Annotated in this window: 19 protein-coding genes and 1 tRNA gene; 17 read left to right on the forward strand and 3 right to left on the reverse strand. The window is 74.9% G+C overall.

The genetic code is table 11. The annotated features are described in order from the left end of the window. Positions 1-14 precede the first annotated feature (14 nt). The 4 genes from O2W53_RS02275 to O2W53_RS02290 all read left to right on the forward strand — a co-directional run bounded on the left by O2W53_RS02275 (position 15) and on the right by O2W53_RS02290 (position 5,687). The gene (locus tag O2W53_RS02275) at positions 15-329 is read left to right on the forward strand and encodes a hypothetical protein (RefSeq protein WP_269161424.1); all 315 of its coding nucleotides are present in this window, start codon (positions 15-17) and stop codon (positions 327-329) included. Continuing rightward, the gene (locus tag O2W53_RS02280) at positions 326-1,855 is read left to right on the forward strand and encodes an alpha/beta hydrolase (RefSeq protein WP_269161425.1); all 1,530 of its coding nucleotides are present in this window, start codon (positions 326-328) and stop codon (positions 1,853-1,855) included. Before O2W53_RS02275 ends, O2W53_RS02280 begins: the two co-directional genes overlap by 4 nt. Before the next feature lie 106 nt (positions 1,856-1,961). Then, positions 1,962-4,916: a type I DNA topoisomerase gene (gene topA, locus O2W53_RS02285; RefSeq protein ID WP_269161426.1), complete on the forward strand. Its 2,955-nt coding sequence runs from the start codon at positions 1,962-1,964 to the stop codon at positions 4,914-4,916. Between the two features lie 27 nt (positions 4,917-4,943). Further along, the gene (locus tag O2W53_RS02290) at positions 4,944-5,687 is read left to right on the forward strand and encodes a class I SAM-dependent methyltransferase (protein ID WP_269161427.1); all 744 of its coding nucleotides are present in this window, start codon (positions 4,944-4,946) and stop codon (positions 5,685-5,687) included. On the opposite strand, the gene O2W53_RS02295 is transcribed toward O2W53_RS02290, so the two are convergent. Then, a complete protein-coding gene (locus O2W53_RS02295; RefSeq protein WP_269161428.1) occupies positions 5,674-6,492 on the reverse strand; it encodes a trans-aconitate 2-methyltransferase in 819 nt (272 codons plus the stop codon). The two genes, O2W53_RS02290 and O2W53_RS02295, sit on opposite strands and share 14 nt — an antisense overlap. 292 nt (positions 6,493-6,784) lie before the next feature. Here O2W53_RS02295 and tmk point away from each other — a divergent pair, with 292 nt between their 5' ends. The 3 genes from tmk to O2W53_RS02310 all read left to right on the forward strand — a co-directional run bounded on the left by tmk (position 6,785) and on the right by O2W53_RS02310 (position 10,385). Further along, the gene (tmk, locus tag O2W53_RS02300) at positions 6,785-9,007 is read left to right on the forward strand and encodes a dTMP kinase (RefSeq protein WP_269161429.1); all 2,223 of its coding nucleotides are present in this window, start codon (positions 6,785-6,787) and stop codon (positions 9,005-9,007) included. A 55-nt stretch (positions 9,008-9,062) separates the two neighbouring features. Beyond that, on the forward strand, positions 9,063-10,241 hold the full coding sequence (locus tag O2W53_RS02305; protein WP_269161430.1) for a DNA polymerase III subunit delta': 1,179 nt from the start codon (positions 9,063-9,065) through the stop codon (positions 10,239-10,241). Positions 10,242-10,312: 71 nt separating this feature from the next. Continuing rightward, positions 10,313-10,385, forward strand: a tRNA-Thr gene (locus O2W53_RS02310). A 158-nt stretch (positions 10,386-10,543) separates the two neighbouring features. On the opposite strand, the gene O2W53_RS02315 is transcribed toward O2W53_RS02310, so the two are convergent. Continuing rightward, positions 10,544-11,038: an inorganic diphosphatase gene (locus O2W53_RS02315; RefSeq protein ID WP_036334013.1), complete on the reverse strand. Its 495-nt coding sequence runs from the start codon at positions 11,036-11,038 to the stop codon at positions 10,544-10,546. A gap of 54 nt (positions 11,039-11,092) precedes the next feature. Here O2W53_RS02315 and dacB point away from each other — a divergent pair, with 54 nt between their 5' ends. From dacB to O2W53_RS02365, 10 genes are all read left to right on the forward strand, one after another. After that, positions 11,093-13,624, forward strand: a complete 2,532-nt coding sequence (gene dacB / locus O2W53_RS02320; protein ID WP_269161431.1) for a D-alanyl-D-alanine carboxypeptidase/D-alanyl-D-alanine endopeptidase — start codon at positions 11,093-11,095, stop codon at positions 13,622-13,624. Positions 13,625-13,663: 39 nt separating this feature from the next. Beyond that, positions 13,664-14,758, forward strand: a complete 1,095-nt coding sequence (locus tag O2W53_RS02325; RefSeq protein WP_269161432.1) for a zinc-dependent metalloprotease — start codon at positions 13,664-13,666, stop codon at positions 14,756-14,758. Between the two features lie 16 nt (positions 14,759-14,774). Beyond that, on the forward strand, positions 14,775-15,800 hold the full coding sequence (tilS, locus tag O2W53_RS02330; protein WP_269161433.1) for a tRNA lysidine(34) synthetase TilS: 1,026 nt from the start codon (positions 14,775-14,777) through the stop codon (positions 15,798-15,800). Between the two features lie 5 nt (positions 15,801-15,805). Further along, positions 15,806-16,396 carry a hypoxanthine phosphoribosyltransferase gene (gene hpt / locus O2W53_RS02335; protein ID WP_331253759.1) on the forward strand — a complete coding sequence of 197 codons (591 nt, stop codon included), beginning with the start codon at positions 15,806-15,808 and terminating at the stop codon, positions 16,394-16,396. Positions 16,397-16,577: 181 nt separating this feature from the next. Next, positions 16,578-18,578 (forward strand): ATP-dependent zinc metalloprotease FtsH, encoded by a 2,001-nt coding sequence (gene ftsH, locus O2W53_RS02340; RefSeq protein ID WP_269161434.1) that lies wholly within the window; start codon positions 16,578-16,580, stop codon positions 18,576-18,578. Between the two features lie 107 nt (positions 18,579-18,685). Further along, positions 18,686-19,273, forward strand: a complete 588-nt coding sequence (gene folE / locus O2W53_RS02345) for a GTP cyclohydrolase I FolE (RefSeq protein WP_269161435.1) — start codon at positions 18,686-18,688, stop codon at positions 19,271-19,273. Continuing rightward, positions 19,270-20,127, forward strand: a complete 858-nt coding sequence (gene folP, locus O2W53_RS02350) for a dihydropteroate synthase (RefSeq protein ID WP_269161436.1) — start codon at positions 19,270-19,272, stop codon at positions 20,125-20,127. Before folE ends, folP begins: the two co-directional genes overlap by 4 nt. Continuing rightward, positions 20,120-20,482 carry a dihydroneopterin aldolase gene (gene folB / locus O2W53_RS02355; RefSeq protein ID WP_036334581.1) on the forward strand — a complete coding sequence of 121 codons (363 nt, stop codon included), beginning with the start codon at positions 20,120-20,122 and terminating at the stop codon, positions 20,480-20,482. Before folP ends, folB begins: the two co-directional genes overlap by 8 nt. Then, positions 20,479-20,982 (forward strand): 2-amino-4-hydroxy-6-hydroxymethyldihydropteridine diphosphokinase, encoded by a 504-nt coding sequence (gene folK, locus O2W53_RS02360; protein WP_269161437.1) that lies wholly within the window; start codon positions 20,479-20,481, stop codon positions 20,980-20,982. Before folB ends, folK begins: the two co-directional genes overlap by 4 nt. Further along, positions 20,979-21,482: a DUF3180 domain-containing protein gene (locus tag O2W53_RS02365; protein WP_269161438.1), complete on the forward strand. Its 504-nt coding sequence runs from the start codon at positions 20,979-20,981 to the stop codon at positions 21,480-21,482. The genes folK and O2W53_RS02365 overlap by 4 nt, the downstream gene beginning before the upstream one ends. Positions 21,483-21,530: 48 nt before the next feature. Here O2W53_RS02365 and O2W53_RS02370 read toward each other — a convergent pair whose 3' ends face one another. After that, positions 21,531-22,490 (reverse strand): glycine betaine ABC transporter substrate-binding protein, encoded by a 960-nt coding sequence (locus tag O2W53_RS02370; protein ID WP_269161439.1) that lies wholly within the window; start codon positions 22,488-22,490, stop codon positions 21,531-21,533. Positions 22,491-22,564 lie beyond the last annotated feature (74 nt).

Genomic DNA, 22,564 nt, shown 5'->3' on the forward strand with positions numbered 1-22,564 from the left:
GCCGGGAGGCACGTGTGTCCGATCTGATCGACGTCCAGCTCGACGCGCTCGGGGAGCTGCTGGGCGAGCTCGCCGCGCTCGGCGCCGAGCTGGAGGAGGAAGAGCGGCTGTGCGCCTCCGCGGGGCGGGCGCTGGGCACCGCGCTGGAGGGCGCGGTGGGGGAGTCGGCGACGGCGACCGGTGCGGCGTGGACCGACCTGGTCACCACGCTCGCGGCGCGCACCCTGGCCGTCGCCGCCACCCTGGCGGCGGCGCTGGAGTCCTACCGGGCCGTCGACGGCAGCATCGCCGGGCAGCTCGGCGGTGGCCGGGGCCCGGTGCCGCAGTGACGACGACGGTCGACCTCGCCGGCTGGGACGTCCCGCAGCTGCGGGGAGCGGTGGTCACCCTCGGCGTCGTGGTCGACCGGTTGGCGCCCTGGCGGGGGCGGCTGGACCAGCTGGGCCGTGAGCTGGGGGCCGCGGGGTCCTGGTCCGGCCCGGCCGGGCACGTGGCCGCTGCCGCCCTCGTCGAGCTGTCCACGGTCGCCTCGGGCGTCGGTGGGGCGCTGGCGGCCTCGCTGACCGACCTGACCGGGCTGAGCGCCGCCGCGGACGAGGCGCAGGAGCTCGCCGCCGAGGCCCTGGCGGTCGCGGCCGCCGGTGGCGTCGGCCTGGACGGTGCCGGCCGCGCGGTCGGGGTGCCCGCGCCACCCGCCCCGGCGATGGCACCGGACCAGCTGGCCGACGTCGAGGCCGCCCGGAGCGCCGCGGTGCTCGCCGAGGCCCGGGCCGAGGAGGCCGGGCTCGCCGCCGCCCGGGCGGCGGCGTGTGCCCGGGCCGCCCTGGAGCCCCTGACGCGGCTCGGTGCGGTCGCCGTCCCGGTGCCGGACCGCTTCGCCGACCTGGCGGGCCGGTTGCTGCCGGTGTGGACGCCGCAGGTGCCGGCCACGGCCGGCCCCCAGGACGCGGCGGTCTGGTGGGCGGGCCTGACGGCGGCCGGGCAGCTGCTGGCGATCGACGCGCAGCCGGGGGCCGTCGGCGCCCTGGACGGGCTGCCGGCCTGGGCGCGGGACCGGGCGAACCGGGCCAACCTGACCGCGGCCCTGCAGCACCTCCCGCCGGGCTCGGTCGGTCACGACACCGCCCGCGCCGTGCAGCACACCCTGACGGAGCTGGTTGCCGCCGGCGCCGTGGCCCAGCTGCTGCAGTTCGACCCGGCGGCCGGCCTGGTGGCCCTGACCGTCGGCGACCTGGACACGGCCGCCGCAGTGGGTGTGCTGGTCCCCGGGGTCGAGACCACGGTCGTCGACGACCTGGCCGAGGTGGTCGGCGACGCCCGGGACGTCGCGGCGGCCGCTGCGGTGGCTGCCCCGGGTCTGGCCGTGGCGACGGTCGCCTGGCTGGGCTACCGGACACCCCGGTGGTTCACCTCGGTCTCCGAGCACGCCTCCCAGCGCGGGGGGCGTGATCTGGACCGTGCGCTCGACGGGCTGGCCGGCAGTCGTGGTGCCCGGGGCGCCGGGCCGGCGCCGCGGACGACCGTGCTGGCGCACAGCTACGGGACCGTCGTCACCGGCGAGGCCGCGCGCGCACCGGGCCGGCTGGCCGCTGACGCCGTCGTCCTGCTGGGCAGCCCCGGCACCGGCACGGGCAGGGCGGAGGGGCTGGAGGCGGCGGAGGTCTACGGGGCCTGGTCGCCGGCCGACCCGATCGCCTGGTCCGGCTGGTACGGAGCCGGCCCGTTCGACATCGGGTTCGGCGACGTCCCCCTGCCCACCGAGCCGACCCAGTGGCACACGCAGTACTACGACCGCGACCGCCCGACGCTGGCCGCGATCGGCGAGGTCGTCGCCGGTACCCGGGAGCCGCGATGACCTGCGGATCGGCGCCGGGAACAGTGACCGCCGTCATCCGTTGGAGGGGGGACGGCGGGTGCGTTCCGGTTCACCGATCGGCCTCCCGGTCGCGCGGTGGCCTACCGTGGCGTCGCCGAGCGGGTACAGCCCGTTCTGCCCCGTGCGCGACCGGGCCCTCCCCGGCGCCTGCACCAGCACCCCCGACAGGAGCACCGTGCCGCCCACCAAGACCACGAAGTCAGCCCCCAGCACCGGCGACCGCGCGCCGCGCAAGCGTGCCGCCGCGGCCGGAGGCAAGCCGCTGGTCATCGTGGAGTCGCCGACCAAGGCGAACAAGATCGCGGGCTACCTCGGCAGCGACTACGTCGTCGAGGCCAGCGTCGGGCACATCCGCGACCTGCCGCGCAACGCCGCCGACGTGCCGGCTGCGCACAAGGGCGAGTCCTGGGCCCGGCTGGGCGTCGACGTCGACAACGGCTTCGCCCCGCTCTACGTGGTCAGCCCCGACCGCAGGCAGCAGGTGACCCGGCTGAAGCAGCTGGTCAAGGAAGCGAGCGAGATCTACCTCGCCACCGATGAGGACCGCGAGGGCGAGGCCATCGCCTGGCACCTGATCGACACGCTCAAGCCCACCGTGCCCGTCCGCCGGATGGTGTTCCACGAGATCACCCGCGAGGCGATCGCCCGCGCCGTGGCGAACCCGCGCGAGCTGGACACCGCGCTGGTCGACGCCCAGGAGACCCGTCGCATCCTCGACCGGCTCTACGGCTACGAGGTCTCGCCGGTGCTGTGGAAGAAGGTGCTGCCGAAGCTGTCGGCCGGCCGCGTGCAGTCGGTCGCCACCCGGATCGTGGTGGAGCGCGAGCGCGCCCGGATGCGGTTCACCGCGGCGGACTACTGGAGCCTCGACGGCCTGTTCGAGGTCGCCCAGGAGCGTGCCGGCGCCGACGCCGGTGAGCCGACGACCCTGCGGGCACGGCTGGTGACCGTGGACGACAGCCGGGTGGCCACCGGCAAGGACTTCGACGCCGACACCGGCTCGGTCACCAGCAACGTCGTCCACCTCGACGAGGCCGGCGCCCGCGGCCTGGCAGCCCGGCTGGAGGGGCGCGCGGTCACGGTCAGCCGGGTCGACGAGCGGGACTACACCCGCAAGCCCTACGCCCCCTTCATCACCTCCAGCCTGCAGATGGAGGCCGGCCGCAAGTTCGGCTGGTCGTCGGCCCAGGTGATGCGGGTGGCCCAGCGGCTGTACGAGAACGGCCACATCACCTACATGCGGACCGACTCGACCAACCTGTCCGGCGAGGCGATCAGCGCCGCCCGCCGGCAGGCCGCTGAGCTGTACGGCGACGCCTACGTGCCGGCCGAGCCGCGCCGCTATGCGACGAAGGACAAGGGCGCCCAGGAGGCGCACGAGGCCATCCGCCCCGCCGGTGACTCCTTCCGCACGCCCGGCCAGCTGGCCGGGCAGCTGGCCCGCGACGAGTTCCGGCTCTACGAGCTCATCTGGCAGCGCACCGTCGCCTCCCAGATGGCCAACGCCGTGGGCAAGACGCTGAGCATCCGGCTCGCCGGCAGCTCCAGCACCGGTGAGGCCGTCGAGTTCACCGCGTCGGGCCGCACGATCACCTTCCCGGGGTTCCTGCGGGCCTACGTCGAGGGCAAGGACGAGGGGTCCGGCAACGACGACGAGGCCGACGACAGCGAGCGCCGGCTGCCCCGGGTGGAGCGCGGTCAGCAGCTGGACACCCGCGAGCTGGACCCCAAGGGGCACACCACCAGCCCGCCGGCGCGCTACACCGAGCCCAGTCTCACCGCCCGCCTGCAGGAGCTGCGGATCGGCCGGCCGTCGACCTACGCGTCGATCATGCAGACCATCCAGGACCGCGGGTACGTGTGGAAGAAGGGCTCGGCGCTGGTGCCGACCTTCATCGCCTTCGCGGTGGTGAACCTGCTCGAGCAGCACTTCGGCCAGCTCGTCGACTACGACTTCACCGCCCTGCTGGAGGAGGAGCTCGACGAGATCGCCGCCGGTCAGCTCGGTCGGGTCGACTGGCTCACCGAGTTCTACTTCGGGGGTGAGGGCCGGCACGCCGGCGGCATCGGCGCCTCCGGTGGGCTGAAGTCCGTCATCGGCCAGCGGCTGGAGGAGATCGACGCCCGCGGCGTCAACTCCATCCCGCTGCGGGCGCTGTCGCCCAGCGGTGAGCCGGTCGTCGTGCGGGTCGGCCGGTACGGCCCCTACCTGCAGGCGGGCGGCGAGGACGGCGCCCGGGTGAGCATCCCCGAGGACATCGCGCCGGACGAGCTGACGACCGAGCGGGTCGAGGAGCTGCTGAACGCGCCGAGTTCGGACCGTGAGCTGGGCACCGACCCGGAGACCGGCTTCCCGGTGGCGGTGAAGGCCGGCCGCTACGGCCCCTACGTCACCACGCTGGTGCCCGAGGGCAGCAAGGAGACCCCGCGGACGGCCAGCCTGTTCAAGACCATGACGCCGGAGACGGTGACCCTGGAGCAGGCACTGCAGCTGCTCACCCTGCCGCGCTCGATCGGCAAGGACGCCGAGGGCGAGGAGATCCAGGCGCTCAACGGCCGGTACGGGCCCTACATCAAGAAGGGCACCGACTCGCGCTCGCTGGAGAGCGAGGACGCGCTGTTCACCATCACCCTCGACGAGGCGCTGGCGATCTTCGCCCAGCCCAAGCAGCGGGGCCGGGCCGCGGCCAAGGCACCGCTCAAGGAGCTGGGCGCCGACCCGGTCAGCCAGGGCCAGGTCACGGTGCGCGAGGGCCGCTTCGGCCCCTACGTCACCGACGGCGAGCACAACGCCAGCCTCCGCAAGGGCGACGAGGTCGAGACGATCACCCTGGAGCGGGCGGCCGAGCTGCTCGCCGACCGCCGTGAGCGCGCGCCGTTGAAGAAGAAGGCGGCCAAGAAGACCGCCGCCAAGAAGGCGCCGGCGAAGAAGGCGGCCGCCAAGAAGGCCACGGCGAAGAAGACGACGGCGAAGTCGACGGCGGCGAAGTCGGCACCGGCTGCGGCCGACGTCGAGGACAAGGTGCCGGCCGGCAGCTGAGGGGCCGAGGTCGGACGGAGGGCGCGGGTGGACGGCTGGGAGCAGCGGCGGACGTCGTTCGGCGCGGTCGCGGCCGACTACGCCGCCCTCCGGCCGACCTACCCGGCCGACGTGGTCGGGTTCCTGCTCGGCGACGCCCCGCGCCGGGTGCTCGACCTCGGTGCGGGCACCGGCCTGCTCACCGACCGCCTGGTGGCCGCCGGGCACGAGGTGGTCGCCGTCGACCTGTCCGGGGAGATGCTGGCGCAGCTGCGGGAGCGACTGCCCCAGGTGCGTGCGGCCACCGGGGGAGCGGAGTCGATCCCCCTGCCCGACTCCGACGTGGACGCCGTCGTCGCCGGGCAGGCCGCGCACTGGTTCGACGTCGTCCCCGCGGCCGCCGAGCTGCGCCGGGTGCTCCGGCCGGGTGGGGTGGTCGGCCTGGTCTGGAACACCCGGGACGAGCGGGTCCCGTGGGTGCGCGCCCTCGGTGAGCTGCTCGCCGACGAGGCCCGGGACCACGAGGCCGACCAGACGGTGGTGGACCGGTTCGCTGCCGAGCTGCCCGCCGAGGTGGCGGTGGCCGACTCCGCCGTCGCGCAGCGGGTGACCCCCGAGCAGGTCGTCGCCGGCATCGGCACCCGCAGCTACGTGGCGATGATGGCCGACGCCCGGCGGGCGGAGTTCCTCGGCCAGGTGCGGGAGTTGCTGGCCACCCACCCCGACACCCGGGGAGCCGCGCAGCTCGAGCTGCCGTACACCACCCGGGCGTACCGGCTCACGCCCCGCTGAGCCCACCAGCCGGTCGGTGCCCGACGACGAACACCCGGCGGAAGGGGAGCACCGTCGTCCCGTCGGGGCGTGGTGGGTGGGCCCGACGCAGCGCGGCGGCGTACTCGGCGGTGAACTCGGCGGCGTCGGCCGGGGCGAGGCGCGCCAGCACCGGGCGGAGGACGGTGCCGGACACCCAGTGCAGCACCGGGTCCTCCCCGGTCAGCACGTGCAGGTAGGTGGTCTCCCAGGCATCGACGGCCAGTCCCGCCGCGGTGAGCACCTCCAGGTAGCCCGCCGGGTCCAGCACCGCACGCGGGTCCAGCGTGACGTCCGCACCGGGGGAGAGCCGACCGGCCCACCGCGGACCGGTGATCAGCTCGGCCAGCAGTGCGTGGGTGGGTGCCCGCTGGTTGCCGGGCACCTGCACCGCGAGCCATCCGCCGGGGGCCAGTGCGTCCGCCCAGCCCGGGAGCAGGTCGGCGTGCCCGGGCACCCAGTGCAGTGCGGCGTTGCTGATCAGCACGTCGACCGGCCCGTCCGGCCGCCAGTCCCGCAGGTCGCGCTGGAGGAACGTCAGCCTGCCCGGGACGGCGTGGTCCGCAGCGGCCGCGAGCATCGCCGGTGAGCTGTCCACGCCGACGACCCGGGCGCCGGGCCAGCGCCGGGCCAGCGTGGCGGTGGCCGAACCGTCGCCGCAACCGAGGTCCACCACCACCTCCGGGGCGTCCGCACCGACCCGGGCCAGCAGCTCCGCGAAGGGTCGGACCCGCTCGCCGGCGAAGCGCAGGTAGGTATCCGGGTCCCAGCTGCCGCGGTCGTCCACGGCCGCAGGCTAGCGCCGGAGGCGCCTGGCCCGGAGGAGTGGAAATCGACCGGACTCGTCGGTCCCGACCGGTACGGTGACCGAGCCGAGGCCACGACACGGCCACGTCCCGCGGCGCTCCGGTGCCGCCACACCCCGGGGGTCTTCGATCAGCTCCGACCCGACGGACCGCCCGTCCCCGGGCGGCTCGTCCGCTGCGACGCCGGCGGCCGACGGGAGCCGCACGCCGTCCGGCGCCGTGCCCGGCTCGGGTGGTGTCGAGGACGGCGGTCCCGGGAGGGCACCGGCTGCAGTGCCCCCGGACGGGCTCCCGGCGGCCGGCGCACCCACCCCGGACAGCGCCGGCGTGCCGCTGCTCGAGCCGCAGGACGACGCCCCGGGTGACGACCGGTCCGGTGCGGACGACGAGGAGCACCCCGGCGCCGGAGCGGTCGGTCAGGTCGCGAAGATCCGCGCGGTGCTGCGGGTGCGCGACTTCCGCAAGCTGTGGCTGTCCATGTCGCTGTCCAGCTTCGGCGACTGGCTCGGGCTGCTGGCGATCACCGCGACCGCCACCACGCTGGTCGACGGCTACATGGCCAGCAACCTGGCCCTCAGCGGCGTCCTGCTCTTCCGGCTGCTGCCGGCGCTCGTGCTCGGGCCGCTGGCCGGGGTCTTCGCCGACCGGTTCGACCGACGCAAGACGATGGTGCTCACCGACCTCTTCCGGTTCGGCCTCTTCGCCTCCATCCCGCTGGTCGACAACCTGATCTGGCTGTTCATCGCGCAGTTCCTCATCGAGGTGGTCAGCCTCTTCTGGACCCCGGCCAAGGACGCCGCCGTCCCGAACATGCTCCGCAAGGACCAGTTGGAGCCGGCCAACCAGCTGTCCCTGATCACCACCTACGGCATCACCCCGGTGCTCGCCGGTGGCGTCTACGCGGTGCTCAACACCTCCGGGGGCCGCCTGAGCCAGCTGCTCCCCGGGCTCGACCAGATCGCCCTCGCGCTCTACCTGAACGCGCTGACCTTCCTGGTCGCGGCCGTCGTCATCTGGAACCTGCCCTCGATCAGCGGTCGCCGGGCTGCCCGGCCCGAGGCGCCGCAGGAGAGCTTCCTCGGCTCGCTGAAGGCGGGTTTCTCCTTCGCCGGCCACACCCGCCTGGTCCGCGGGCTGATCCTCGGGATCACCGGGGCCTTCGCCGCTGCCGGCGCGATCATCGCGACCGGGCAGTTCTACGTGAACGACCTCGGTGGGGGGCAGGCGGCCTACGGGCTGCTGTTCGGGGCGGTCTTCGTCGGCCTCGGCCTGGGCATCGGCCTGGGCCCCAGCATCGCCCACGACCTCGCCCGGGAGCGGATCTTCGGGGTGGCCATCGTCGGCGCCGGGATCGCCGTGCTGTTCATGTCGTGGATCGCCACGTTGTGGGTGGCGCTGCTGCTGGTCGTGCTGATGGGCTTCTTCGCCGGCATCGCCTACCTGGCCGGCTTCACCCTGCTCGGCACGGAGGTCGACGACGCGATCCGCGGCCGCACGTTCGCCATCGTCCAGTCCCTCGTCCGCGCCTCGCTGATCCTCTCCCTCGCGACGGTGCCGATCGGCGTGGGCGTGATCGGCCAGAACCAGGTCGACGTCGGCGTCCTGACGCTGGCGGTCACCGGGGAGCGGGTCATGCTGTTCGTCGCCGGCCTGCTGGCCGTCGGCGTCGGCGTGGTCGCCTACCGGCAGATGGACGACGGCCGGCCGGTGCCGCTGCTGGCCGACGTCGTCACCGCGCTGCGCCGGGACACCACCGCGCGGCGACGGCTGGCCGGAGGCGGCGTGTTCATCGCCTTCGAGGGCGGCGAGGGGGCGGGCAAGTCGACGCAGGTGCGCCGCCTGCAGGAGTGGCTGACCGGGGAGGGCCTGGTCGCCCGGACCACCCGCGAACCGGGCGGGACGGCGCTGGGCGGGAAGGTCCGGGCGCTCCTGCTGGACCCGGCCAGTGCCGGGCTGTCGCCGCGGGCCGAGGCCCTGATGTACGCCGCCGACCGCGCGCAGCACGTGCACGACGTCCTCCGCCCGGCGCTGGACGCCGGGGAGGTGGTGATCACCGACCGGTTCGTGGACAGCTCGCTGGCCTACCAGGGCGCCGGCCGCACGATCCCGATGGACGATGTCCGCTCGATCTCCCGCTGGGCCACCCAGGGGCTGCGGCCGGAACTCACCCTGCTCCTGGACCTGCCACCGGAGGTCGGCCTGGCCCGGGCCCGGGGGCGGGCCGCAGCGGACCGGCTGGAGTCGGAGTCGCTGGACTTCCACCAGCGGGTCCGCCGCACCTTCCTCGCCCTGGCCGAGGCCGAGCCCGACCGCTACCTGGTGCTCGACGCCCGCCGGCCACCGGAGGAGATCGCCGCCGCCGTCCGCACCCGGGTGAGCGTGCTGCTGGAGGGCCTGCCGCTGCAGCAGCTCACGGCCGACGTCGCGGTGCCGCACAGCCGCCGGGGCGGCGACCACGTCGTCCAGACGGGGTCGACGCCGGACCTGCACCCCTGAAGGACCCGTCCGACGCACGGGGCAGGGCCGGGAGTGAGTGAGGGAGGATGACCACGTGACGGTCGCTGGGGTGTGGGCCGACGTGGTGGGCCAGCCGACGGTGGTGGCCGAGCTGCAGGCCGCGGTGGCCCAGCCGGGGGCGATGACCCACGCCTGGCTCTTCACCGGGCCGCCCGGCTCCGGGCGCTCGGTCGCCGCCCGTGCCTTCGCCGCTGCCCTGCAGTGCCCGGCCGGGGGTGACGGCACCTGCCACGCCTGCCGGACCGTGCTGGCCGGCAGCCATGCCGACGTGCACCGCGTCGTCCCCGAGGGGCTGTCCATCGGGGTCGCCGAGGTGCGGCAGATCGTCCGGACCGCAGGCCGGGCGCCGTCCCAGGGCCGCTGGCAGATCGTGGTGGTCGAGGACGCCGACCGGATGACCGAGCAGGCCTCCAACACCGTGCTGAAGATGCTGGAGGAGCCCCCGCCGCGGACGGTCTTCCTGCTGTGCGCGCCCTCGCTGCACCCCGACGACGTGCCGGTCACCATCCGCTCCCGCTGCCGGGTGGTGGCGCTGCGCACCCCGCGGATCGACGCGGTCACCGAGGTGCTGGTCCGCCGGGACGGCATCGACCCCGCCCTGGCCGCCTGGTCCGCGGCGGCCGCCGGCGGGCACGTCGGGCGGGCCCGGCACCTCGCCCAGGACGAGTCGGCCCGGCTGGCGCGCAAGGCGGTGCTGGACATCCCACTGTCGCTGGTCTCGCTCGCGGCCTGCCTGCACGCCGCCGACGACCTGGTCGGGACGGCCAAGGACGAGTCGGACAAGACCGTCGCCGAGGTCGACGCGGTCGAGACCGACGCCGTCAAGGCCAGCCTGGGTGTGGGCGCGCGCGGACCGGGGGTCGCTGCCGCCAGTCGCGGGGCCGGTCAGCTCAAGGAGCTGGAGACACGGCAGAAGCGGCGGGCCACCCGGATCGGCCGGGACTCCCTGGACCGGGCGCTGGTCGACCTGGCGGCGCTCTACCGGGACGCGCTGGTGATCAGCTCGACGAGTGGCGCGGCCGGGGAGCTGACGTTGCCGCTGGCCCACCCGGACCGCCGGGCCGACGCGGTGGAGCTGGCCCGCCGGATCGGCGCCGAGGGGGCGCTGCGCCGGATCGACGCGGTGCTGGCCGCGCGCACCGCCCTGGAGCAGAACGTGAAGCCGCAGATTGCCGTCGAGGCACTGACCGTCGCCCTCCGCCTGCCCGCCTGAGCCGCCCCGCCACCCCGGCGGGGGTGTCGCAGGAGGGGGGTGGCGGTGCCGTAAGCTCACTCGCGCAGTCCGCCGCCTTAGCTCAGTCGGTAGAGCGTCTCACTCGTAATGAGAAGGTCGTCGGTTCGATTCCGACAGGCGGCTCCCCTTCCCCCTCCGTCTCCCACCCAGGCGGGCGCGCCTCATCGGTGTGCCGCAGGAGACCGGCGTCGACAGCGGTCCCCGGATGCGGAACGGCGGCGCACCCGGGTGGGTGCGCCGCCGTCTGGTCGGTGCGTGTCCGGCGAGGTCCGCCGGTGGGGTCAGTGCTGTCGGGGGGTGTCGATGGCGCGCTGCCGGGAGGCCTCGATCTCGGCCTCGGCCTCGGCGCGCCCGACCCACTCGGCGCCCTCGACCGACTTGCCCGGCTCGAGGTCCTTGTAGGTCTCGAAGAAGTGCTGGATCTCCAGCCGGTCGAACTCCGACACGTCGTTGATGTCCTGCAGGTGGGCCATCCGGGGGTCGGTCGCCGGGACGGTGAGGACCTTGTCGTCCCCGCCGGCCTCGTCGGTCATCCGGAACATCCCGATGGCCCGGCAGGTGATGAGGCACCCGGGGAAGGTCGGTTCCTCCAGGAGCACGAGGGCATCGAGTGGGTCACCGTCCATTCCGAGCGTCTCCTCGATGTACCCGTAGTCGGCGGGGTACCGGGTCGAGGTGAACAGCATCCGGTCCAGGCGGATGCGTCCGGTGGCGTGGTCCAGCTCGTACTTGTTCCGCTGGCCCTTGGGGATCTCTACCGTCACGTCGAACTGCACGCCGATAGTGTGTCGTACGACTGTCCGCCCCGTCGGCGGAGGTCACTCCAGGGGGTGGGAGAGATCTCGTCGAGTCCGCGTGACGAGCAGTCGGGGGAGCCGGCGGACGGCCCGGCGGTGCCGTCCTCGGCGGCTGCCGACGGCGACGCGACGACGTCCGATCCGTCGGTCCCGGCCGCGAGCACCGCGGACGACGTCGAGGGTCCGGCTGCACCTACGGGTGCGGAGGCGGACGAGGCGACGGCCGAGCCGGAGCCCGTCGAGCCGGACGCCGAGCCGGCACACCCGGAGATCACGGCTGCGGCCACGCCGGAGCAGGCAGCCGAGCAGCCGGTGTCTGAGCAGTCGACGCCCGCGCAGTCCACGGAGCAGCCGGCCCCGCAGGTGACCGACGAGGCTGCCGAGGCGCGCCGCGCCGCCGCGGAGCAGGCGGCCGCCGACCTGGCCGCGGTGAAGCGATGGGCGGCCGAGCGGGCCGCCGCGGAGCGCGCGGCGGCCGAGGACGCCGAGCGTGCTGCCGCCGCCCAGGCCGAGCTCGACGAGGCCGACGTCGAACGTGCCCGGGCCGAGCAGGCCGCCGCCGACCTCGCGGCCGTCCGGGAGTGGGCGGCCCAGCAGGCCGCCGCGGAGCGAGCCGCCGAGGAGCAGGCCGCTGCCGAGCGAGCCGCGGTCGAGGAGGCCGAGGCGGCGCGCGTCGCGGCCGAGCGGGCGGCCGTCGAGCAGGCGCAGGCCGAGCGTGCGGCGGCCGAACGGGCAGAGGCCGACCGGGTGGCGGCGGAGCGGGCGGCCGAGGAGGAGGCCGCGGGGCAGCGGGCCGCCGCGGCCGCGGCGATGGCCGCCGAGCGCGCCGCCATCGAGCAGGAGACCGCCGAGCGAGCCGCGGCCGACCGCGCCGCGGCAGCCGACCGCGCGGCGGCCGAGCGCCGGGCGGCCGCTGAGCGAGCCGCGGCGGAGCGCAGGGCCGCGGCCGACCGTGCTGAGGCCGACCGTGCTGAGGCCGACCGTGCTGAGGCCGACCGTGCTGAGGCCGACCGTGCTGAGGCCGACCGTGCCGCCGGGGAGCGGGCCGAGCGCGAGGAACGGGAACGGGCGCAGGCCGGGCGCGCGGCAGGTCGCCACGGCGTCCCCGAGCGCGCTGCGGCTGGTCCCGGAGCGGTGGGGGCCACCGCTGCCGCCTCGGGTCGGCGGCGGGCGGAGCCCGGTCGCGGGGGCGGCCGGCTGGTGAAGGTCCTGGCCGCCGCCGTCCTCGCCGTCGTGCTGGTGGCGGCCGGCGTGGTGTTGGCCCTCGACCTGACCGGAGGAGGCGACTCCACCGTGGCCGAGGACGCCGAGCAGGTGCCGGACGCCGTCCTGCCCGAGCTCACCGATCCGAGCCCGGTGCTCGCCCCGCTGTCCGCGGAGGCCCCGGTGCCCGACCCGACAGCACTCGCGGCCGTGCTGACCCCGCTGCTCGCGGACCCGGTGTTCGGCACCGACCTCTCCGCCCAGGTGGTCGACGTGGCCACCGGCCAGGTGCTCTTCGACCGCGACGCGACCGACCCGAGCACCCCGGCCTCCACCACCAAGCTGCTCACCGCCCTCGCCGCGGTCACCACCCTGGAGCCCACCGCCACCCTGTCGACGACCGTGGTCGCCGGCAGTGCCCCCGGCGAGGTCGTCCTGGTCGGCGGCGGCGACCCGACCCTGTCGACGACCGCCCCGTCGGTCGACTACCCGGGCGCGGCGACCGTCGCCGACCTGGCCGCCCAGGTCCAGCAGGCCCTCGGCGGTCAGCCGGTCACCAGCGTCGTCGTCGACAACTCGTTGTTCAGCGGCCCGCTCACCGCCCAGGGCTGGGGTGCGAGCGACGCGCCGTCGACCTACGCCGCCCCGGTGACCGCCACCGCCGTCGACGGCGCCCGGCAGGTCCCCGGCAACACCCCCCGCAGCGGGTCGCCGGGCACCGACGCCGGTGCGGCCCTGGCCGCGGCGCTGGGCGCCCCGGACGCCGCGGTCAGCCTCGGTACGGCACCGGCAGGTGCCCGCACGCTGGGCAGCGTCGAGTCCGCGCCCGTCGCCCGTCTGGTCGAGCAGGCGCTCACCACCTCGGACAACCTGCTGACCGAGTCGCTGGCCCGGCACGTCGCCATCGCCCGGGGACTGCCGGCCACCTTCGACGGCGCCGGGCAGGCGATCGCCGCAGCGCTGGCGGAGGCCGGGCTGGACACGACCGGGCTCGCCCTCTCCGACGCCAGCGGCCTCTCCCGCGACGACCGGGTGCCCGCCGGGCTGCTGGTCGACGTCGTCCAGGCCGCCGCCGACGGCAGCATCCCCGACGCCGACCTGCTGCTCTCCGGACTACCGGTCGCCGGGTACGACGGCACCCTGACCGACCGCGCTGCGGCCGGCCCGGGCAGCCCGGGGTCGGTGCGGGCCAAGACCGGCACGCTGCTGGGCGTCAACGACCTGGCCGGCACGGTGCAGACCGCCGACGGTCGGCTGCTCGCGTTCGCGGTGCTCGCCGACGGGGCCACCGGGAGCATCGCGGCCACCGAGACCGCACTGGACGTCGTGGCGGCCGCGCTGGCCGGCTGCGGCTGCCGCTGACGGCGGCCGGCCAGAGGAGCCCCCGCGTACGGTGAGGCGATGAGCCGCTCGTCGTCACTGGTCGACTGGGACCTCGCCGGCCGCACCGCCCGTCGCTTGACCGGCGCCGGTCCGGAGACCACCCGGGAGGAGGCGGCGGCCGTCGTCGCGGAGCTGCACAGCGCGGCCGCGATCGCCGTCGCGCACGTCGAGGAGCTGACCCGTCTGCGCCCCGTCCCCGGCGGCCCGGTGCCCACCGTGGCGGTCGTCGACCGGCCGGGCTGGATCGACTCGAACACCACGGGCATGGCGGCCCTGCTGGACCCGCTGGCCGACGGGCTGCAGGCGGCGTCGGGCACGACGCCGGGGCCGCTGGCCACCGCGATCGGCTCCCGGGCGACCGGCGTGCAGGCCGGTGGCGTGCTGGCCTTCCTGTGCACCCGCGTGCTGGGCCAGTACGAGGTCTTCGGCAGCGGTGGCCGGCTGTTGCTGGTGGCGCCCAACATCGTCGAGACCGAACGCCGGCTCGGCGTCGACCCCAGCGACTTCCGGCTGTGGGTCTGCCTGCACGAGGCCACCCACCAGCTGCAGTTCACCGCCGTCCCCTGGTTGCGCGGCTACCTCGAGGAGCAGATCGCCGCCTTCGCCGAGGCGACCGACCTCACCCCCGACGTGCTGCGCGAGCGGCTCAGCGACGTGCTGCGCAGCCTCACCGACGTCGTCCGCGGCACCGGCGCCGACGACGACGCCCCGCAGGGGCTGATGGCGCTGATCCGGGACCCCGAGCAGCGCGCCGTCCTCGACCGGGTCACCGCGGTGATGAGCCTGGTCGAGGGGCACGCCGAGTTCGTGATGGACGGCGTCGGCCCCGACGTCGTCCCGTCCGTGCGCACGCTGCGCAAGCGCTTCGCGCAGCGCCGCAAGGGCCGCGGACCCATCGACCGGGTGCTGCGCCGGCTGCTCGGCCTGGAGCAGAAGATGCAGCAGTACGCCGACGGCCGGGTCTTCGTCGCCGGGGTGGTCGAGCTGGCCGGCATGGACGGGTTCAACCAGGTGTGGGCCGGGCCGGAGAACCTGCCGTACAAGGAGGAGCTGACCGAGCCCGCCCGCTGGGTGCAGCGGGTGCTGGAGACGCGGCCGGCCTTCCCCGCCTGACCGGGGTTCCCTCCAGATGGCCGGACCCGCCCCCGCCGTCGCGGCGCTGCGCACCGCGGTGCGCCCGGGCCTCGTTTCGGGCACGGGACCGGTGCTGGCCGCCTGCAGTGGGGGAGCGGACTCCGTGGCCCTGGCCGCCGCGCTGGCCTTCGAGGCGCCGCGCGCGGGCCGGCCGGTCGGCGGGGTCACCGTCGACCACGGACTGCAGCCCGGCTCGGCCGAGCAGGCCGAGCGCACCGCCGGCCTGCTCCGTTCCCTCGGGCTCTCCCCGGTGCTGGTGCTCACGGTCGACGTCGGCGACACGGGCGGGCCGGAGGGGGCAGCCCGGGCGGCCCGCGCGGCGGCGCTGGCCGGGGCGGCGGCGGAGCACGGGGCGACGATCGCCCTGGGCCACACCCTGGACGACCAGGCCGAGACCGTCCTGCTGGGGCTGGCCCGCGGTTCCGGCCCCCGCTCGGTCGCCGGCATGGTCGAGCACCGCCCGCCGTTCTGGCGCCCGTTGCTCGGCGTCCGGCGGGAGACCACCCGGGCCGCCTGCGCGGCGCAGCAGCTGACGGTGTGGGACGACCCGTGGAACAGCGACCCCGCCTACACCCGCGTCCGGCTGCGCACCGAGGTGCTGCCGCTGCTGGAGGAGGTGCTCGGCGGCGGGGTGGCGGCGGCCCTCGGTCGGACCGCGGCGATGACCCGGGAGGACCTGGACACCCTCGACGCACTGGCCGACACCGAGCTGGCGGCGCTGACCGGGCCGGACGGCGACCTGCCCGCCGCCCCGCTGGCCGAGCTGCCTCCGGCGCTGCGGCGCCGGGTGCTGCGCGGCTGGCTCCGCCGGGCGGGGGTGCCCGACCTGCAGGGCGTGCACCTGTCGGCGGTGGACGCCCTCCTCACCCGGTGGAGGGGACAGGGACGGGCGGACCTCCCCGGCGGTGCGGGGGTGCGGCGTGCGTCTGGCAGGCTGACCGTGCAGCTCGGCGCTCCTCCCGGTCGCGGGACCGGTCCGCGCCCCGCTGCACCTGATGCCGTCCCCCCAGAGGAGCCCTGACAGTCGTGAGCGAGCCCGCCATCCCCGCAGCCGGCCCGTTGGGCCCGGACCACGGCTACGGCCCGGACATCGACCACGTGCTGCTGTCCGAGGAGCAGATCCAGGGGAAGATCGCGGAGCTCGCCGCGCAGATCGCCCACGACTACGCCGGTCGCGAGGTGCTGCTGGTCGGCGTCCTCAAGGGCGCGGTGCTGTTCATGTCCGACTTCGCCCGGGCGCTGCAGCTGCCGACCCAGATGGAGTTCATGGCGGTCTCCTCCTACGGCAGCGCCACCAGCTCCTCCGGCGTGGTGCGGATCCTGAAGGACCTGGACCGCGACATCGCCGACAAGCACGTGCTGGTGCTCGAGGACATCATCGACTCCGGGCTCACGCTCTCCTGGCTGCTGAAGAACCTGGGCAGCCGGCGGCCGGCGTCCCTGGAGGTGTGCACGCTGCTGCGCAAGCCGGACGCGGTGAAGGTCGACGTCCCGGTGCGCTACATCGGCTTCGACATCCCCAACGAGTTCGTCGTCGGCTACGGGCTCGACTACGCCGAGCGGTACCGCGACCTGCCCTACATCGCCACGCTCAAGCCCGAGGTCTACTCCTCCTGACGGGGGACAACCGCGAGGCCAGCGCCTCCTTCCCCAGCAGGGACACAGGTCCTGCGGTGTACCTTCGGCACCAACGACGTCGCCCCGCGCGGGGCGTCCCCCAGGGTCGCGAGCGGCGTCCAGCGACGATCAGGAGGGTCGACGGGCAGGCCGGGCTCACCCCGGCGCCCGGCCACGGTGTATGGAACGTAAGAAGATCTTCCGGAGCGTCTGGTTCTGGATCGCCATCGTCGTCCTGCTGGCCTTCGTCGGCTCCAGCTTCTTCCGTGGTGACCCCGAGTACCAGGAGGTCTCGACCTCCACGGCGCTCGCCCAGTTCGCCGAGGGCAACGTCGACGCCGCCACCATCAACGACCGCGAGCAGACGGTCGACCTCGATCTGATCGACCCGGTCGAGGGCAGTGACCAGGTCACCGCCTTCTACCCGGTCGGCGCCGAGGAGGACGTCTTCGACCTGGTCAGCGGCCTGGGTGAGGGCGAGGGCGTCGACTTCGACACCAACGTCTCCCAGGACAACCTGCTGGTCAGCATCCTGGTCAGCTTCCTGCCCTTCGTGCTCCTGCTGCTGCTGCTCTTCTGGCTGTTCAGCTCCATGCAGGGCGGCGGCCGGGGCGTGATGGCCTTCGGCAAGTCCAAGGCCAAGATCGTCAGCAAGGACAGCCCGAAGACGACGTTCGGCGACGTCGCCGGCGCCGACGAGGCGATCCAGGAGCTGCACGAGATCAAGGACTTCCTGCAGAACCCGGTCAAGTACCAGGCGATCGGCGCGAAGATCCCCAAGGGCGTGCTGCTGTTCGGCCCGCCCGGCACCGGCAAGACGCTGCTGGCCCGCGCCGTCGCCGGTGAGGCCGGCGTGCCGTTCTACTCGATCTCCGGGTCGGACTTCGTGGAGATGTTCGTCGGCGTCGGCGCCAGCCGGGTCCGCGACCTGTTCACCCAGGCCAAGGAGAACGCCCCGGCGATCATCTTCATCGACGAGATCGACGCCGTCGGCCGGCAGCGCGGTGCCGGTATGGGCGGCGGGCACGACGAGCGCGAGCAGACGCTGAACCAGATGCTCGTCGAGATGGACGGCTTCGACGTCAAGGGCGGGGTCATCATGATCGCCGCCACCAACCGGCCGGACGTCCTGGACCCCGCGCTGCTGCGCCCCGGCCGGTTCGACCGGCAGATCCCGGTCGACCGCCCCGACCTGCAGGGCCGGACGGCGGTGCTCAAGGTGCACGCCACCGGGAAGCCGCTGGCTGACGACGTCGACCTGGCGACCGTGGCCCGGCGTACGCCCGGCTTCACCGGGGCCGACCTGGCCAACGTGCTCAACGAGGCCGCCCTGCTCACCGCCCGCCAGGACGGCACGATCATCACCGACGCCACCCTCGAGGAGGCGATCGACCGCGTGCTGGCCGGTCCGGAGCGCAAGACCCGGGCGATGAGCGAGAAGGAGAAGAAGGTCACCGCGTACCACGAGGGCGGCCACGCCCTGGTGGCGCACGCACTGCCGAACACCGACCCGGTGCACAAGGTGACGATCCTGCCGCGGGGCCGCTCGCTGGGCCACACCCTCGTGCTGCCCACCGAGGACCGGTACACCCAGACCCGCTCGGAGATGATCGACACGCTGGCCTACGCGCTGGGCGGCCGGGCGGCCGAGGAGCTGGTCTTCCACGAGCCCACCACCGGCGCCGGCAACGACATCGAGAAGGCCACCTCGCTGGCCAAGTCGATGGTCACCCAGTACGGGATGAGCGCGAAGCTCGGGGCCGTCAAGTACGGCAGCACCGACTCCGAGCCGTTCCTGGGCCGGGACATGGGCTCGCGGCCGGACTACTCCGACGCCGTCGCCGCCGACATCGACGGCGAGGTGCGCGCGCTGATCGAGGCCGCGCACGACGAGGCGTGGGAGATCCTCGTCGAGTACCGGGACGTCCTGGACCGCCTGGTGCTCGAGCTGCTCGAGCGGGAGACCCTGTCCCGCGAGGACATGGACCGCATCTGTGCCGGGGTGGTCAAGCGCCCGTCGATGGCGCCGTACAACGGCTTCGGCAAGCGGACCCCCTCGGAGCGTCCGCCGGTGCTGACCCCGGCCGAGGTCGCCGCTGCCAACGGTGCGGTGCACGGCTCGGCCAACGGCGCCACGCAGGCGCCGGTCGGCGACGTCGGCGCACCGGCCCAGGGCCGGTGACCAACGCACCTGGGGGAGCGGCACTCGGGGGAGGCGCGGACGGTCGGGGCGACACCCGTCGGGGGCCGGTCGATGGCGTCGGTCAGGACCCGCGGACCGGTGACCCGGTGGCCGACCTGGCCGAGGGCCGGGTCGACGCAGCCCGGATCGAGGCCGCCGTCCGGGAGATCTTGCTGGCGATCGGGGAGGACCCGGAGCGGCCCGGCCTCGTCGACACCCCGGCGCGGGTCGCCCGGGCCTACGGGGAGACCTTCGCCGGCCTGAGCCAGGACCCGTACGATGTCCTGGCGACGACGTTCGACGAGGACCACGACGAGCTGGTCCTGGTCAAGGACATCCCGATGTACTCGACCTGCGAGCACCACCTGGTGCCCTTCCACGGTCGGGCGCACGTCGGCTACATCCCCGGCGCCGATGGGCGGGTCACCGGGCTGTCCAAGCTGGCCCGCCTGGTGGAGGTCTACGCCCGGCGGCCGCAGGTGCAGGAGCGGATGACCCGGCAGATCGCCGACTCGCTGTTCGAGGTGCTCAAGCCCCAGGGCGTCATCGTCGTGGTCGAGGCCGAGCACCTGTGCATGGCGATGCGGGGCGTCCGCAAGCCCGGCGCCACCACGATCACCTCGGCGGTGCGGGGCATCTTCCGGGAGAGCCCGGCCACCCGCAGCGAGGCGATGAGCCTCATCCTGGGCAGGTGAGCAGTTCCCTGCCGCGGCCGGGGCGGTGCCTGGTGATGGGCGTCCTCAACGTCACGCCGGACTCCTTCTCCGACGGCGGCTGCTACGCCGACGCGGGCGCCGCGATCACCCACGGGCTGCAGATGCACGCCGCCGGCGCGGACTACGTCGACGTCGGCGGTGAGTCGACCCGGCCGGGCGCGGACCGGGTGGACGCGGCCGAGGAGTGCCGGCGGGTGGTGCCGGTGGTCCGGGAGCTGGCCGACGCCGGCGTGCGGGTCAGCGTGGACACCACTCGCGCGGAGGTCGCCGCCGCCGCCCTGGAGGCCGGGGCGGTGCTGGTCAACGACGTCAGCGGCGGCCTGGCCGACGAGGGCATGGCCCGGCTGGTGGCCGAGACCGGGGTGCCCTGGGTGCTGATGCACTGGCGCGGGCACAGCCGGGAGATGTACGCGGCCGCGCGCTACGGCGACGTGGTCACCGAGGTCGGCGCGGAGCTCACCGCCCGGGTCGAGGACGTCGTGGCCGCCGGCGTCGACCCCGCCCAACTGGTGCTCGACCCGGGGCTGGGGTTCGCCAAGAACGCCGAGCACAACTGGGCGCTGCTGGCCGGGCTGGACCGGCTGGTCGCCCTCGGGCTCCCGGTGCTGGTCGGCGCCTCGCGCAAGACCTTCCTGGGCCGGCTGCTGGCCGGGCGAGGCGGGGAGCTGCGGCCGGTCGAGGGCCGGGAGGCGGCGACCCTGGCGATCTCGGTGCTGGCTGCGCAGGCCGGCGCCTGGGGCGTGCGGGTGCACGACCCGGTGCAGTCGCTGGACGCGATCGCCACCCTGGCCGCCGTGCGCGGGGCCGCCGGCACAGGAGGAGCACGTGGCTGACCGGATCACCGTGCACGGCCTCACCGGGCACGGCTTCCACGGCGTGTACCCCCCCGAGCGCGAGCACGGCCAGACCTTCCGGGTCGACGCGGTGCTCGAGCTGGACACCGCCCCGGCCGCCGCGGACGACGACCTGACCAAGACCGTCCACTACGGCGAGCTGGCCCAGCAGCTGCACGCCGTGCTCGTCGGCGAGCCGGTCGACCTGCTGGAGACGCTGGCCCAGCGGCTGGCCGACCTGTGCCTGGCCTACCCGGTGGTGGACGCGGTGGAGATCACCGTGCACAAGCCGGAGGTCGACCTGGGCGTGCCGGCCGACGACGTGACCGTTGCGATCCGCCGCACCCGCTCATGAGCCGGGCGGTGCTCTCCCTCGGCGGGAACCTGGGCGACCGGGCCGGCACGCTGCGGCGCGCGCTGGTGGCGCTCACGGAGCACGGGCTGGTGGCCCGGTCGACGCTGTACGAGACGCCGCCGTGGGGGCCGGTCGAGCAGCCGCCCTACCTCAACGCGGTCGCCGTCGTCCGGGGTGAGCGGGACGCCGCCGGCTGGCTCGCCCTGGCGCAGGAGCTCGAGCAGGCCGCCGGGCGCACCCGGGAGGTCCGCTGGGGCGCCCGGACGTTGGACGTCGACGTCGTCACGGTTGCCGCCGACGACGGGACGCCGGTGATCTCGGCCGACCCAGCGCTGACCCTGCCGCACCCGCGGGCCGCCGAGCGGGCCTTCGTGCTCGTCCCGTGGCTGGCGCTGGACCCCACGGCCACCCTGCCGGGGCACGGCCGGGTCGCCGACCTGGTGGCGGCGCTCCCGGCCGACGAGGTGGCCGCGGTCGTCCGCTGGGAGCAGCTGGCATGACCTCGGTCCGCCGACAGGACCTGCTGGCCCTCGCGGTCGGGCTGGCGCTGGCCAGCTGGCTGCTGGTCCGGGCCGGCTACGGCTCGCTGCCGCAGCTGCAGTGGTGGCTGCCGGTGCCGCTCGGCGTGCTGGCCGTCGCCGAGCTGCTCGGCGCCCGGGCGCTGGCGGCCCGGTTGTCCGCGCAGCGCGACCGCCGCCCGTCGCCGGGCCGGACCCCGGGCGCCACCCGGCCGGTCGAGCCGATGCTGGTGGCCCGGGTGGCGGTGCTCGCCCAGGCCAGCGCCTACGTCGGCGCGGTGCTCACCGGCTGCTGGGCGGGGCTGCTGCTGCACACGGTGCCGCAGCTGGGCCGGCTGTCCGCGGCCAACGCCGACACCGTCACCGGCGTCCTCGGTGTCGTGTTCGCCGCCGGGCTCACCGTTGCGGCGCTGTGGCTGGAGCACGTCTGCAAGATCCCGCCCGGCGAGGACGACGACGCGGCGCCGACCGCCCGGGCCTGAGGCGGTCCGGCTGGGCGGGAGGAACCCGCCCGGCCGGACCGCGGTGGGTCAGGGCTGCTCGGCCAGGTCGGCGATCGAGGTGAGGCCGTACTCCTCCGCGGTCTCCCTGGTCACGACGATGGCGTCCTTGTCCTGGGCCTCGGACTGCTCGAGCACGGTCAGGTTCTCGGGCAGGGCCTCGGGGAGCGCGGCGTAGACCTCCTCGGAGCTCACCGCGGTCGCCTCCTCGTCGAAGTACTCCAGCAGCACGCCGGTGTACTCCGGGATCAGGTCGATCGACCCGTCCTGCAGCCCGGGCATGTAGACCTCCCGGCTGCCGATGTTGAGCTGCGTCTCCACCGTCGCACCCTGGGCCTGCAGTGCCTGCGCGTAGATGTTGGCCAGGGTGATGTTCTCCGGGAAGTTGGCCGAACCGATGGTGAGGTCCGTCCCGGCGGCCTGGGTGCCGGTCGCGTCCAGCCCGCGCTCCGCCAGCCACTGCCCGGCGACCGCGGCCGGGTCCTGCCGGTCGATGATCACCTGCTCGTTGAGTGCGATCAGGTCCTCGGTGGTGAGCTCCGCGGACACCGCGTTCAACACGGCGGCGACGCCGTCGGTGGCCTCCTCGGTGCTGATCAGCGGGACCACGTTCTGCGCGGCGAACAGGTTCTCCGGGTCCTCGAGGACCACCCAGTCGTTGGCCGCGATGTTCGGGTCGGTGGTGAAGATGTCCGCTGCGTCGATCTGGCCGTTGGCCAGCGCGTTGACGGTCAGCGGGCCGCCGGCGTCGAGGCTGCGGAACTCACCGAAGGTGACGCCGTAGACGTCCTCCAGGCCGGGGACGCCGTCGGGCCGGGTCTGGAACTCCGGCGGCCCGCCGAGGACCAGGTCGGCGGCGATGGTGTCGCCGCCGCCGGCGGGGGTGCTCCCGCTCCCGCCGGCGCTGCTGCTGCCCGACTCCCCGCACGCGGTCAGTGCCGTGAGCAGGACGGTCCCGCCGGCCAGCGTCGTGGCGATCCTGCGGTTCATGTGGTCTCTCCTGAGGTCAGCCGCGGCGCGGCGCGCCGGGTCGCTGGGTGCCGGGTGGCGGGTGCCACCCGTGG

The organism is Modestobacter sp. VKM Ac-2978 (genome assembly GCF_026968025.1).
Taxonomy (GTDB): domain Bacteria; phylum Actinomycetota; class Actinomycetes; order Mycobacteriales; family Geodermatophilaceae; genus Modestobacter.